This window comes from Nocardia sp. NPDC001965, assembly GCF_053594175.1.
The window spans coordinates 24,603-37,499 of record NZ_JBSFDZ010000005.1 but is presented as its reverse complement, the minus strand read 5'-3'; the positions used below and the strand labels follow the sequence as shown (position 1 = coordinate 37,499).

17 protein-coding genes are annotated in these 12,897 nt (G+C 67.9%); 9 read left to right on the top strand and 8 right to left on the bottom strand.

Annotation, left to right across the window (positions count from 1 at the left end; translation table 11 throughout):
- Positions 1-328: 328 nt before the first annotated feature.
- The 3 genes from ACWCPQ_RS10355 to ACWCPQ_RS10345 are packed head-to-tail and all read right to left on the bottom strand — an operon-like array spanning position 329 to position 3,335.
- The gene (locus tag ACWCPQ_RS10355; protein ID WP_449896904.1) at positions 329-1,339 is read right to left on the bottom strand and encodes an alpha/beta hydrolase; all 1,011 of its coding nucleotides are present in this window, start codon (positions 1,337-1,339) and stop codon (positions 329-331) included.
- Positions 1,336-1,992, bottom strand: coding sequence for a TetR/AcrR family transcriptional regulator (locus tag ACWCPQ_RS10350; protein ID WP_449896902.1), 657 nt, complete (start codon positions 1,990-1,992; stop codon positions 1,336-1,338). Before ACWCPQ_RS10350 ends, ACWCPQ_RS10355 begins: the two co-directional genes overlap by 4 nt.
- A complete protein-coding gene (locus tag ACWCPQ_RS10345) occupies positions 1,989-3,335 on the bottom strand; it encodes a flavin-containing monooxygenase (protein ID WP_449896900.1) in 1,347 nt (448 codons plus the stop codon). The genes ACWCPQ_RS10350 and ACWCPQ_RS10345 overlap by 4 nt, the downstream gene beginning before the upstream one ends.
- Before the next feature lie 173 nt (positions 3,336-3,508).
- Here ACWCPQ_RS10345 and ACWCPQ_RS10340 point away from each other — a divergent pair, with 173 nt between their 5' ends.
- Positions 3,509-4,549: an NAD(P)-dependent alcohol dehydrogenase gene (locus ACWCPQ_RS10340; protein WP_449896898.1), complete on the top strand. Its 1,041-nt coding sequence runs from the start codon at positions 3,509-3,511 to the stop codon at positions 4,547-4,549.
- A 71-nt stretch (positions 4,550-4,620) separates the two neighbouring features.
- Here ACWCPQ_RS10340 and ACWCPQ_RS10335 read toward each other — a convergent pair whose 3' ends face one another.
- Positions 4,621-5,100, bottom strand: a complete 480-nt coding sequence (locus ACWCPQ_RS10335) for a nuclear transport factor 2 family protein (protein WP_449896896.1) — start codon at positions 5,098-5,100, stop codon at positions 4,621-4,623.
- Positions 5,101-5,281: 181 nt separating this feature from the next.
- Here ACWCPQ_RS10335 and ACWCPQ_RS10330 point away from each other — a divergent pair, with 181 nt between their 5' ends.
- Positions 5,282-5,821, top strand: a complete 540-nt coding sequence (locus tag ACWCPQ_RS10330; RefSeq protein ID WP_449896894.1) for a mycothiol transferase — start codon at positions 5,282-5,284, stop codon at positions 5,819-5,821.
- 19 nt (positions 5,822-5,840) lie between these two features.
- Here the strand turns inward: ACWCPQ_RS10330 and ACWCPQ_RS10325 are convergent, their stop codons facing one another.
- From ACWCPQ_RS10325 to ACWCPQ_RS10310, 4 genes are all read right to left on the bottom strand, one after another.
- On the bottom strand, positions 5,841-6,659 hold the full coding sequence (locus ACWCPQ_RS10325; protein ID WP_449896892.1) for a SigB/SigF/SigG family RNA polymerase sigma factor: 819 nt from the start codon (positions 6,657-6,659) through the stop codon (positions 5,841-5,843).
- A complete protein-coding gene (locus ACWCPQ_RS10320; RefSeq protein WP_449896890.1) occupies positions 6,649-7,089 on the bottom strand; it encodes an ATP-binding protein in 441 nt (146 codons plus the stop codon). Before ACWCPQ_RS10320 ends, ACWCPQ_RS10325 begins: the two co-directional genes overlap by 11 nt.
- Before the next feature lie 172 nt (positions 7,090-7,261).
- On the bottom strand, positions 7,262-7,939 hold the full coding sequence (locus tag ACWCPQ_RS10315) for a PAS and ANTAR domain-containing protein (protein WP_449897356.1): 678 nt from the start codon (positions 7,937-7,939) through the stop codon (positions 7,262-7,264).
- An 89-nt stretch (positions 7,940-8,028) separates the two neighbouring features.
- Positions 8,029-8,418 (bottom strand): STAS domain-containing protein, encoded by a 390-nt coding sequence (locus ACWCPQ_RS10310; protein ID WP_449897355.1) that lies wholly within the window; start codon positions 8,416-8,418, stop codon positions 8,029-8,031.
- Positions 8,419-8,936: 518 nt separating this feature from the next.
- Between ACWCPQ_RS10310 and ACWCPQ_RS10305 the strand changes: the two genes are divergently transcribed.
- The 7 genes from ACWCPQ_RS10305 (at position 8,937) to ACWCPQ_RS10275 (ending at position 12,850) form a co-directional block, all read left to right on the top strand.
- Positions 8,937-9,944 (top strand): iron-containing redox enzyme family protein, encoded by a 1,008-nt coding sequence (locus ACWCPQ_RS10305; protein ID WP_449896888.1) that lies wholly within the window; start codon positions 8,937-8,939, stop codon positions 9,942-9,944.
- Positions 9,941-10,600, top strand: coding sequence for a HemK2/MTQ2 family protein methyltransferase (locus tag ACWCPQ_RS10300; RefSeq protein ID WP_449896886.1), 660 nt, complete (start codon positions 9,941-9,943; stop codon positions 10,598-10,600). The genes ACWCPQ_RS10305 and ACWCPQ_RS10300 overlap by 4 nt, the downstream gene beginning before the upstream one ends.
- Complete coding sequence (locus tag ACWCPQ_RS10295; protein WP_449896884.1) at positions 10,581-10,937, top strand: CDGSH iron-sulfur domain-containing protein; 357 nt, start codon at positions 10,581-10,583, stop codon at positions 10,935-10,937. The genes ACWCPQ_RS10300 and ACWCPQ_RS10295 overlap by 20 nt, the downstream gene beginning before the upstream one ends.
- A 14-nt stretch (positions 10,938-10,951) precedes the next feature.
- Complete coding sequence (locus ACWCPQ_RS10290) at positions 10,952-11,110, top strand: DUF6480 family protein (RefSeq protein WP_449896882.1); 159 nt, start codon at positions 10,952-10,954, stop codon at positions 11,108-11,110.
- A gap of 96 nt (positions 11,111-11,206) precedes the next feature.
- Entirely contained in the window at positions 11,207-11,791 is a 585-nt protein-coding gene (locus ACWCPQ_RS10285) for a nucleotidyltransferase family protein (protein WP_449896880.1), read from the top strand.
- Positions 11,792-12,070 carry a BON domain-containing protein gene (locus ACWCPQ_RS10280; protein ID WP_449896878.1) on the top strand — a complete coding sequence of 93 codons (279 nt, stop codon included), beginning with the start codon at positions 11,792-11,794 and terminating at the stop codon, positions 12,068-12,070.
- Positions 12,071-12,094: 24 nt separating this feature from the next.
- The gene (locus ACWCPQ_RS10275) at positions 12,095-12,850 is read left to right on the top strand and encodes a metallophosphoesterase family protein (RefSeq protein ID WP_449896876.1); all 756 of its coding nucleotides are present in this window, start codon (positions 12,095-12,097) and stop codon (positions 12,848-12,850) included.
- The last annotated feature ends 47 nt before the right edge of the window (positions 12,851-12,897 follow it).

The following is a 12,897-nucleotide window of genomic DNA, read 5'->3' as shown; positions in this document are numbered from 1 at the left end:
TGTATCGATCAGTGGCCGGCAGCCGCGACAACCACCGCCGACCCCAGGTTTACCCGCACGACGATATGCCGAATCTTCACGAAGGTAAGGGCATTCACAACTGGCGTTATCTGCCTGCAATTTGTGCTGTCCCACACCGCCGAGGGGTGACGCCGACGCTACCGCAGGGTGGGCACAGGCCGCCCCGCGCGATTCTCCAGCGGCGCAGTGATCTACCGAGCCGGAACCGTCGTAGCAGTTCAGCGCGGTCGTGGCACCGATCGGTTCGATACCGGGTGAACGAGTATGTCCACGAGTGAGCGCCCTCACCCGAACCGGAGCGTCGACATCACCGGCGCCCGGCCGGCGGACCCGTCCCACTCGATTCGCCCAGCGCGAGATGGCGGCGCAGGAACAGCAGCTGATGCGCCACGGCCGCGTCGAAGAACGGATTTCCCGGCCAGATACCGAAATGGTCGCAGGGATAGTGACGCACCTCGGCGCGGGCCGCGAATGCCGCCTTCGCCGCGGCATGCGGCGGCGCGCCACGGTCGAAATCGGCGATCTGCACCAGAACGGGAAGGTTCAGCGTGGCGGCGGCGCGAGCAGGCCGGTAGCCGGAGAGCTGGGTCAGCACACTCGGATCGATCTCGTTGCGCCAGGTGTGGCCGGCCAGTGCGCGGTAGGAGTCGTGGTAGCCGTCGATCGTCAGCGCGGCGACCTCACCCGGCCGGCCCACCAGCGGGATGAGGCCGGAATCACCGGTCGCACCGGCCAGCCGGGCCCGGGCGGCACCGAACGCGCCGCGCAGTACACCCGGGACACCGCTCTCCCGTACCGCCAGGACACCGGCCGCCCGGCCGTCGACCAGCGGGGTCACCGAGACGATCGCCGCGAGGGCAGCCCGGACGCCGGTCGCGTGTGGCGGGGTGGCACCGGCGGCCGCACCGGCCGCGAAGACGTGACCGCCGGAAAGCGAAACACCCCACAGCACCACCCGCCGCGGGTCCACCCCCGGCAGCTCCGCGGCGGCGAGCACAGCGGCCCGGTAGTCGGCCAGTTGCTCGGCCATCCGCACCCGTTGCCGCGGCCGGCCCCCGCTGGCGCCGAAATACCGGAAGTCGAAGGCCAGGACGTCGATCCCGGCCGCAGCGTAGGCGCGCGCGAACGGTTCCAGGCCGGAGTCCTTGGTCCCACCGAAGCCGTGTGCCATCACCGCCACCGGACGACCGGCCGGTCCTTCGAGGTCGGTGCTCCCGGCGGGGAAATGCCAGGCATGACAGTCCGCGTTGCCGGAGCGGAAGGTCACGGTGGCGGGCTCGGCCGCGGCGGCCGGGCCCGGGGTATCGCGCAGAGTCATCGATCGTTCCTCGTGGTGGGGGATGCGGCGGGGGCGGGGGCGGTGCCGTAGATCGACCGCAGCCAGACGGTGACCACCGATTCGAGATAGCGTTCGCGGTCCAGTTCGGCGTCGAAAGTCAGCCGCTCGAGCAGGCGCTCGTTGAGCAGGAGCAGTACATCGGCGAGGGCGGCTGCATCACCACCGGCCGGGGCACGACCGGCAGCGCGTTCGGATTCGATCATCGCGGCAATGGACGGGATGAAGGCCTGGCGGTCGGATTCCCACAGGTCACGCACGCCCGGCGAGGCGCTGCGCGCGGCCAGTACCGCACTGTAGAGATGGCGGTTGCGGTCCCAGAACTCGATGAGCGCGCGGATCGTCCGCTCGATCCGCTCGGCCGGCGGACCGCCGCCGACGAGGATGTCGTTGACCGCGAAGACTTCCTCGTAGGTCTGCTCCAGCGCGGCCGCCACAGCCGCAGCCTTGTTCTCGAAGTAGAAGTAGAACGCGGATCGGGTCAGTCCGGCCCGCCGGGAGATCTCGGCGATATTGACGGTTTCGAGCTGACCGCCGTTGTCGCGCAGTAATTCGTCCAGTGCCGCCAGCAGCGCACTGCGCCGCCGGTCGCCGCGCTGTGGCGCCCGGCGGTCGGTCCGGGGCCGGGTGGTCATCCGGCCCGGCCCAGCGGCACCGGCCCCTGGGCGCGGGCCCGGCGCAGCCCGGCGGGTATCTCGGCGAGCCGCAGGTCGCGTTCGTAGACCCAGTAGTCCAGCTGCTGGGTGTGCCGGGGCCGGTCCACCACATGGCCGGTGAATCGCTGCTGATCAGCGGCGATGATCCGGTGCATCGCCGCCACCGGTGGTGGCCGGTAGTGCCCGCTCGCGTACGCGGCCACCAGCCGGGCCTGGCATTCGACGAACGGGAACAGGGTGGGGAACGGCTGGGCGAATCCCACGAAGGCGAGATCGTCGATACCCGGGGCGAAAATGCGTTTGTACAGCGAGATCCGATTGTCCGGCGCGCTGAGGAACTCCGGATCGAAGAACGGGAAGGTGATGTTGTAGCCCGTGCAATAGATGATGACGTCGAAATCCTTCGCCGTGCCGTCCACGAAATGCACCGTGGGACCGTCCAACCGGCTCACATCGGGTTTGGCGACGATATCCCCGGAGCCGAGCCGCAGCGGCAGTTCCACCGATTGGGTGGGATGGGCCTCGAAGAATTTGTGGTTCGGTGCGGGCAGCCCGTATTTCACCGGATCACCCGAGACGAACGGTGTGAAGATCTGGGTTATCTTGCGCTGCCAGGACAACGGCACATGGGGAACGGTGCGGAAATAGCGATCGGCCGGGGTCCCCGCGAAATACTTCGGCACCACCCATGCGCTCGACCTCGTCGACAACCAGACATCGTTGTCCGTACTGCGCGAGGACAGTTCGACGGCGATATCGGCGGCACTGTTGCCGATGCCGACGATCAAGATGCGTTTACCGTGCAGGTCCAGCGGTGTGCGCGGGTCGACATAGGCGTGGGAGTGGATCGATTCGCCGGTGAACTCCCCGGGAAAGTGGGGCAGCCGCGGGTCCCAGTGGTGCCCGTTGGCCACGACCAGCAGATCGAACCGGCGGGTCGTACCGGATCCGGTCTCGATATCCCAGCCACCGTCCGCCACGGGCCGGGCGTGCTCGACTGCGGTACCGAATTCGATGGCGCTCTTCAGGTCGAAAGCTGCGGCATAGCCCTCGAGGTACTCCTTGATCAGGCTGTGGTGCGGGAAGTCGGGATAGGACTCCGGCATCGGATAGTCGCGGAAGGAGAGTTGGTACTTCGAAGTGTCGATATGCAGTGAGCGATAGGCGCTCGAATGTCCGTTCGGATTGCCGAACGCCCAGTTTCCGCCGATCCGGTCGGAGGCTTCGAAACAGGTGTACGGAATGCCGTAGTCGCCCAGCATCTTCCCGGTTGTCAGGCCACTTATACCGGCTCCGATCACGGCGACGGTGGGCTGTGACATACGACCTCCTGGTGCGCTGCGCCGGTGCGGCACCGACCCGTCGGGTGATACCGGTCACAGGGACACTAGGACCGGATTTGACAGGTGTCAATAAAAATCCACTCTTGTCAGCCGACTGGAGCACGGCCTAGTTTGTGAGGCACGCCATATCCGGCCGGATCGGGAGGACACCTGTGCGAGCGCTGCAACTCACCGAACCCGGCATCCTGGAGATACGCGAGGTCCCGACTCCGGAACCCGGCCCCGGCGAACTGCTGATCCGGGTCGGCGCATCCGGGATCTGCCACTCCGACCTGCATGTACTCCACCTCCCCGTCAAGGTTCGCGATGAGCCGCTGACCCTCGGCCACGAGATCGCGGGCACCGTCGCGGCGGTGGGTGCGCAGGTCGGCGGCCATGCGGTCGGCGACCGCGGAATCGTCTATCTGTGCTGGTCGTGCGGGCACTGCCCGGAATGCGCGAGCGGTAACGAGAATGTGTGCCGAGCGGCCGGGCGGGTGGCGATGCCGCCTTGTCCCGGCCTGGGCCCCGACGGTGGAATGGCCGAATACGTCGCCGTTCCGGCGAATTCCTTCGTACCCATCGGCGATATGGATTTCGTGGCCGCGGCACCCCTGGCCGATGCGGCGCTGACCAGCTATCACGCCATCCGCGGCGCCCGCGATCAGCTCTACCCGGGAGCGACCGCCGTGGTGATCGGCGCCGGCGGGCTCGGCCATATCGGTATCCAGATCCTGCGCGCGATCACCCCGGTGCGGGTGATCGCGGTGGATACCGACCCCGCCAAACTCGAGCTTGCGGCGGAATGCGGTGCGCACAAGGGGCTGGCGGCCGATGCGGATACCGCTGCGCGGATCCTCGCCATGACCGGCGGCCGGGGAGCGGAGGCGGTTTTCGATTTCGTCGGCGTGGATTCGACCGCGAAACTCTCGGTGGAATCGGTCGGTCCGAACGGGGCCTACCGGATGATCGGACTGGGTGACGGAAATCCGGGGATCACCGCGGGTCCCGCAGGCGGACCGGGGCTGCCGTGGGGAGCGACGGTCCGCAAATCCTACGGCGGCACCAAACGCGACCTCATCGACAGTATCGCGCTGGCCCGGGCGGGCCGGATCACCGCGCATACCGAACAGTTCGCCCTGGCAGAGGGCGCCCGCGCCTACGAACTGCTCGAGCAGGGCAGAATCCGGGGCCGCGCGGTCCTGGTGCCCTGAACGGCGGCGGGCATTGCGCACCCGGTATCCGGGTGCGGCGAGAACGCCCGCACCGGGGTGGCCGCGGCCCCTCAGTTCTTCCCGGCCGCCCACATATTGCTGAGCAGCGTATGGCTGGGGGTATCGGCGAGCGATTGCGAGGATTCGTAGATCCGCACATAGGAGGTGGCATGGATCCGCCAGATCCCGTCGGCGCCGCGGCGGTAGCGGTCGGTGTAGTACCCGGCACCCCGGATGAGCACCCCGAAATCGGTCGCGAGCACGGTGTCCTCGAACAACCAGCTACCCGTGGCGGTATCGCCGTCGACCGTGATCTCCGGATGGTTGGCCACATGGGTGGTGACGATGCCGGGGCCCATGTTCTCGCGCATGAACCCGACCACCGCGTCGCGGCCGTCGAGGGTGAGCGTCTCCCCCATGGCATGCGTCCCGTAGCGGGCTTCGATCTCCGGATCCAGGGTGGCGGCGAAATCGTCCCACTGCTTCAGGTCCAGAGTGCGGAAGTACCGATATTTGAGGCCGCGGAGTAGTTCGAGTGCCTGCAGATCCATGGAAGTCACCATGGCACGTCGGCCCCGACGCGGCAAGAACATGTTCTATTTTCTGCGGCGGCCCCGGCCGGACCCGCGTTTGCCGGACGCGAACCGTGGTACTGCGCCGGGAACGGACGACAGTTCGCGGCATCCGGCCGCCGGGCCGAAGGTGCCGCACCCAGCAGCGACGGAGACAGGAATGAACAGTGCCGAGATTCTCACCGACACCTTCGACCGGATCCGCGAGGAGGTCCACGACGCGGTGGACGGACTCGACGAGGACGCACTGACCCACCGGCCGGCCCCGGGGGCCAACACCATCGCCTGGCTGGTGTGGCATCTCACCAGGGTGCAGGACGAACACCTGGCCGAGCTCGAGGCCACAGATTCGCTGTGGACAGGCCGCGGCTGGTACGAACGCTTCGACCTGCCGATCGACCGGAACGCCACCGGTTACGGTGATACGCCTGCCGAGGTGGCGCTGATCAGCGCCCCGGCCGAGTTGCTCACCGGCTACCACGACGCCGTACACGCGCGGACAGTCCGATTCGTCGGCGCCCTGAACGATCGGGCCCTCGACGCGATCGTCGATACGAACTGGGATCCGCCCGTCACCATGGGTGTGCGACTGGTCAGTGTGCTGGCCGACGACCTCCAGCACGTGGGCCAGGCCGCTTTCATCCGCGGGATCCTCTCCCGCGCTCCGGCCGGGCGAACGGATCCGGCGACCGCGCGCTGATACCCGCGGCCGGCGGTGATCAGTCGCGCATCGCCTGGTCGCGCAACCAGCCGAGCGTCCGCGACAGTATCCGTGAGATATGCATCTGGGAGACGCCGAGTTCGTCGGCGATCTGCGACTGCGTGCGGGACTCGAAGAAACGCATCCGCAGGACCTGACGTTCCCGGTCGGAGAGTTCGCCGAGCAACGGTTCGATCGCCAGATAATCCTCCAGCCGGCCGTAGGACGGTTCCTCCGCACCCAGCGACTCCACCAGCGGCAATGCCGAACTCTCGCTGTCCTCCCCGGCCGCGGGCGCGTCCAGGGACGACGCCTGATAGGCGTTACCGGCGATGAGCGCCTGCGTCACTTCCACCACATCGATATCGAGTTCCGCGGCGATCTCCTTGGCGCGCGGTACCCGACCCAGCCGTTGCGACAGGATCTCGATGGTGGGACCCAGGTTCAGCTGCAGTTCCTTGACCCGCCGCGGTACCCGGACCGACCAGGTGTTGTCCCGGAAGTGGCGGCGGACCTCACCCATGACGGTGGGAACGGCGAAGGACAAGAACGACGAACCGCGCGAGACGTCGAAACGGTCCACCGCGTTCACCAGACCCAGCCGGGCCACCTGCAGGAGATCGTCGTAGTTCTCGCCACGACCGGAGAACTTGCGGGCGATGTGTTCGGCCAGCGGCAGACACCGCCGCATGATCTCCTCACGCAGCTCGGGGCCGGCCGGATCGCCCTCGGAAAGAGCGGCCAGCTTGCCGAACAAAGGCTCGATATTGTCGTAACTGTCGTTGCCGCGATGGCGACGCGAAGGTCCGGGGTCGGCCCGGGGGCCTTCATCCGCCATCGGCGCCTCCTCGGAACCAGCTGAACTCGACATCGGTCGGGTAACCACCGCTCGCCACGTCGTAGGGGTGCTGTACCACGCTGACCGAGCGGGTCAGCGTCCGCACGATATGCCAGCCGAACCCCTCCTGATCTCGGAGCGAATCGACCTCCGAAACCGAGGTTACGCGCACTGTCATGCGATGCTCGTCGTAATCGAAGTCGCAGGTCAGACTCGAATCGGGAACGGCGGCGGCAATAAGCGATGTGGCCACTTCGTCGAGCGCGAGCCGGATATCGGTCACTTCGTCCAGGCCGAAGTCGGCGATCAGCGATACCGTCTCGGCCAGCGCGCGCAGCATCACCAGCTGCTCCTGCCGGGCCGGGATCCGTACGCCCACCGTCATATCCGCCGATGTCGTATACACGGATTCGGAGATACTCTCCGCCATGCGCACCACCACCTCGTTCCTACCGCCCGCGCCACGGCGGGCAGGGGGGCGCCCGCCGGGCCCCGTCGTGCCCGTGACCGTCGGTGACGCCGCGGTTCGTCTGTCCTCGGATATCGGCCTGATTGTCACATGCGCACATACCCCGGTCGGAATCTCCGAAACACCACGCAGTTCAGCTGTGGTCGATCCGCTCGTGCACAGTCAGCAACAGATGGTCGAATTCGGTGCGCAGGCCGGGGCCTGCGTGCTCGACCGTGCGGATTTCGGCCACCAGCCGCGCCGCCAGCAGACGTAGTTTGATGTTGGATTCCTGGGAACGCCAGATCAGTACGCGGAACGCCTGATCGGCACTGATCCCGTAGACGAGCATCAACGCGCCCTTGGCCTGTTCGATCACCGCGCGTGCGGCGTAGAGACCGGGCAGCGTGTCCTGCAGCGTCTCCTCGCGTTCCTCGGCCAATGTCTCGGTGAGATCCACGTAATAGCCGGCGCAGCCGACCACCGTGCCGTCCTCGTCGGTCATGGCATCGGCCACCACGATCACGGGTCTGGTGTGGCCCTCGAGATCGACGATGCGGTGCCGGCTGCAGAAGGGCTGCGCGTCGGCCACCGATTTCGCCAGCGCACTCGCCACCTGGGCACGGTCGTCGGGGTGCTTGTGACCGAGCAGCAATTCGGTGCTCGGTGTCATCGGCTCGGCCGGATAGCCGTGCATCTGCGCGACTGCCTCCGACCACTCCCAGCGTTGTTCGGCGAACCAGAACCGGAAGGCCCCGGCGCACTGCGATACGCCGGCGATCGAATCCAGTAACTCGTCGTCCAGTTCGTCGGCGATCTCGCCGTCCTTCAGGGTCACGACTCGAGTATCGGCGGTTCCGGCGCGGAAAGCGACTCGGTCCCGGCCGCTGGACCGGCCGGGACGGGGTTAGGGACGGCAGATCAGCTCGCCAGCGCGGTCCGCAGTGTCGGGAAATAGCGGAACTGCGGCCGCACCCCGGCGACCTCCAGTGCCCGCTCCACTTCCTTACGCCCGCTGACCAGCCGCAGCTCGACCCCGGCCCGCCAGGCGTCGGCCTTGGCCTCGGCGAGGACGGCGGCGGCGCGGATGCTCATGAACGTAGTGGCGCGCAGGTCCAGCACCACCACCCGGCACAGCATGGAGCGACAGCGGCCCAGCACGGTGCGCAGATCATCGTGGAGCACCGCGTCCAGTTCGCCTTCCACCCGAGCGATCACACAATCGGGAAACTCGGTGCTGCGACGCGACCACAGCCGCGCTGCCGCCGATGGCCTCGGATCACGGCGCCGGTGTTGATCGACCTGGTACATAGCGGTGGTAACCGACATATCAATCCCGTCCTGGTGGTGGGGATTTCCGGTTGGCGTACGCACTGGCGGGCAGATATCGGAACGGGATCGTTTCCCGTTCGTCGAGCCCGTGCACCGAGCTACGCGGTACCGGGATCGGCTGCATGTTTTCAACCTGCGGACCATTCTGGCACGGTCGGCCGACCCTGTACACCGCCGCGCGACCGGGGGATCTCCGCCCGGAAACGGCCGCGCGGCCGGATCGCGATGTTTATCCCGGTCTCGACCGGTTATTGCGGGAGGCAAACGGCCGGGTCGGACCGGCCCACCGACAGGGGCGGAGGTTTCCGATATGGCTTCTCTCACCGCACTCGCGACGATGCGTCCATCGACAGGCTCACGCGCCGATTCCACTGCCGGACGCCGGGCGGTCCCGATCGCCGGATCGCTGCGCGGCACCTCCTGACCGGCCCGACAACCAGCGGTATCTGCTGCCGCCCCCCAGGGATCCGGCGTTCGATGCCTGCGAAAGGCGAACCATGGTCGAAACACTCTCCCCGAGCGAAGCGGCTGTCGTGCGCGGCCTGCCGATGCCCCGAGGTCCCCTGTCGGCAGCCGTCACGGACTTGCTGGCAGGTGCGCCCGGCCGACCGGTTCCCGGAGTTCCCGGCGGCCTCGACCCCTACGGCGACGATTTCCAGCTGACTCTGCACACCTGTTACGAACTGCACTATCAGGGTTTTCCGGGGGTGCACCCGGACTGGGAATGGGATCCCGGACTGCTGGCACTGCGCGCGGAGCTCGAGCGCCGGTTCCGCGCCGCTCTACGGGCAGAGGTACCCGGTGGCGACGATGTCGCGGCCGAACTGGACCGATTGCTCACCGTGCCCGCCTCCGGCGGTGTCCCGGGCCGGTTGCGCGACGAGGGCGCGTGGTGGCAGGTACGCGAATACTTCGTCCACCGGTCGATCTACCACCACAAGGAAGCCGATCCGGTGGCGTGGGTGATCCCCCGGCTGCGGGGCCGGGCGAAAGCCGGACTGGTGGCGATCGAGTTCGACGAGTTCGGCGGCGGCCACGGTGACCGTATCCACGCCCGCCTCTACGCCGACCTGTTGCGCGGCGCCGGACTGAACGCGGAATACCTGCACTATCTGGACGTAGTGCCCGCTCCCATGCTCGCGCTGGTCGACATGATGTCGCTGTTCGGTCTGCATCGGTCGTTGCGCGGTGCGATCGTCGGACATTTCGCGGCGGTCGAGATCACCTCCTCCCCGGCCTCCCGGCTGATGGTCGAGGCACTGCACCGCTTCGACGCCCATCGCGACTGCGTGCGGTTCTACAGCGAGCACGTCACGGCCGACGCGGTCCACGAACAGGTGGTCCGCCGCGATGTGCTCGGCGATCTACTCGCCCGGGAACCCGGACTGGCCGAATCGGTGGTGTTCGGTATCCAGGCCACCGATCTCCTCGAGGACCGGTGGTCCGCCGCAGTGGTCGATCGCTGGCACGCGGGCGAGAGCTCGCTGCGGACGACGGACCGGTGAGCCCGGTGCTGGTCCGGGTTCCCGGCGTCTACCGCCCACAGCCGGATACCAGGCTGCTCGCCCGGGCGATGACCGATGCCGCATTGCCGCAGGGCGCTCAGGTGCTCGACGCGTGCACCGGTACCGGGGCGCTGGCCATCCACGCGGCGCGGTCCGGGGCAGCGGCCGTGACGGCGGTGGATCTCTCGCGGGCGGCGCTGGCCTCGGCCTGGTTCAACAGCCGGCTCTACGGAGTGCGGCTGGAACTGTTGTGGGGAGATGTCACCCGGGTGGTCGAGGGCCGCACCTTCGACGTGGTGGTGGCGAACCCGCCCTATGTGCCGAGTACATCGCAGCCACCCGAGGTGGGCCCGGCACGTGCCTGGGACGCGGGATGGCACGGCCGCCATCTGCTCGACCCGCTGTGCGAAATGATGCCGCGCCTGCTCTGTACGGGCGGTACCGCACTGATCGTGCACTCCGCGGTCTCCGGTATCGCCGCCACCCTCGCCGGACTGCGCGCGGGCGGCCTCAAGGCGACCGTCGTGGCGCGCACCGTCGTTCCCTTCGGTCCGGTGATGCGCAGCCGCGTCGAGTGGCTCCGCGAGCGCAGTCTGATCCAGCCCGAACAACAGCACGAGGAACTGGTGGTCATCCGTGCCGATCGAACCCGCTGATCCACCACCCGGCCCCGACGAATTGCTCGCCGCGATCCGATGCACCGGTGCCGCCGCCGGCAACGACAGGACCGGGCAGCCGGAAGTTCCGGCTCCCGATGTGGCCGCGGACCGGCCGGAGCGGCCTGCGTCCGAGGTTCGCCGGGTCAGGTTCACGGCGGAGGGGCCGGCGCTGATCGAGGGACCGCTGGAGGTGATCGCCCCGAACGGGGACCGAATCCTCGCCGACCGTTTCCTGGTCGCACTGTGTACCTGCAAACGGTCCGGTAGTTATCCGCTGTGCGATACCAGCCATCGCCGCCGGGCCCGGCCGGATACCGGCCGCGAAGGGAGGTAGCAGAAATATCATCCATGGGTCCCGACCCCGCCGATACCCCCGATCCGGAGCCGGGCGGCGGAGTTCCGCCGGGCTCCACCCCACCGGATACCGCGCAGACCTCGGGACTGTCGGCCGAGGAACCGGCCACTCGCCACGGATTTCCAGAACCGGGGTGCTCGCGGTCGCGCTGACGATCGTGCTGATGGCGGCCTTCGCCGCGGTAGCGGTGGGCCTGTGATCGTGGTCGTAGGTTGATTGGTGGTGCTGTTTGCGGGTAGCCGCCCGGTATGGCTCCGACCCATCAGCAATTGCTGCATGCGCTGACGCGAGCCGCGAACGCGTTGACCCACCACGACGTACCCTTCGCCGTGGCGGGCGGATGCGCGGTCTACGCCCGGGGCGGACCGCCTTCGGACCACGATGTCGATCTCTTCGTCAAACCCGCCGACTGTGCCCGGGCGCGCACCGAACTCGCGCGGGCGGGGCTGCGTATCGCCGACGCCGCCGAGGACTGGCTCGTCAAGGCCTACGACGGCAACACCCTCATCGACATCATCCACCGGCCGAACAACCGGGAAGTCGACGACGCACTGCTCGCGCGGGCGGAGGTCATGCGGGTGGGTCCGACGATGGCACCGGTGGTGCACGGGACCGACCTGCTGGTCGACAAACTGCTCGTCTTCGACGCACATCGGCTGGACCTGAGCCCGCTGCTGCGGATCTCCCGCGATCTGCGCGAACAGGTGGACTGGCCGTCGGTGCGCGTACAGACCGAGCATTCGCCGTACGCGCGCGCTTTTCTGGGGCTGATCGACGATCTGGGGATCGCCGACACCCACCCAGGTGATCGAGTATCGGGAAGGGGCGGATAGATGTCGCAGACCCATAACCGGCCGGCGGGACGACCACCGGAATACCTGGCCGCCGAACTGCATCGAGCCCTGACCGAGGACCCCCGCACGGCCGAGCAGGGTGTACGTGTCCGCATCCGGGGTGACCTGGTGGTGCTCGACGGCGAGGTGAGTACCGCACAGCGGCGCAGCCTGCTGGAAACCGTGGTTCACGAGATCGCGCCGGACGCGCAGATCCACAACGACGTACACGTGACCGCGACACCCGGGCCGGGTGAATGCGAGGACCTCGGTGACTGACACCGGGCGGAAGGGAGTGCACCGATGCGGATCGCCGCTGTGGGGGATGTCCATCTGGGGACCGACTCGGGGGGCATGCTGCGCCCCACGTTGCGCCGACTACCCGACCACGCCGATGTACTGCTGCTGGCCGGTGATCTGACCAATCACGGGACGCTGCCGGAGGCTGAAGTCGTGGCGGCGGAGTTCACCGATCTCGGTGTCCCGGTGATCGCGGTTCTCGGGAACCACGACCATCACAGCGATCTCCAGGAGGAGATCACCATCGTGCTGGGCGAGGCGGGGATCACGGTACTCGAGGGCAGTGCCACCACGGTCACCGTCGGTGATCGCACGCTCGGTGTCGCGGGCACGAAGGGGTTCGGCGGCGGTTTCGCGGGCAAATGCGCCAGCGTGTTCGGGGAACACCTGATGCGCGAGTTCGCCGGGCACACCGTGGACCTGGCCGCCGGCCTGGATACCGCGCTGGCGGGCCTGGACACCGATGTCACGGTGGCCCTGACCCATTACTCCCCCGTCAGCGACACACTGCACGGTGAACCGCGGGAGATCTATCCGTTCCTGGGGTCCTACCTGCTCGGTGAAGCCATCGATACACACGGTGCCGATCTGGCGCTGCACGGCCACGCCCACGCCGGTACCGAACGCGGCAGTACGCCGGGTGGTATCCGGGTCCGCAATGTCGCCCAGCCGGTGATCCGGTCCGCTTTCGCGGTGTACGAACTGCACCCGCGACCAGCCGGGGAATCCGAGCACACCGAGACCGCGCTGACCGGATGAGAGCGACGGGACCGCGCACCCGGTTCCGCCGCAACCGATCGGCCCGG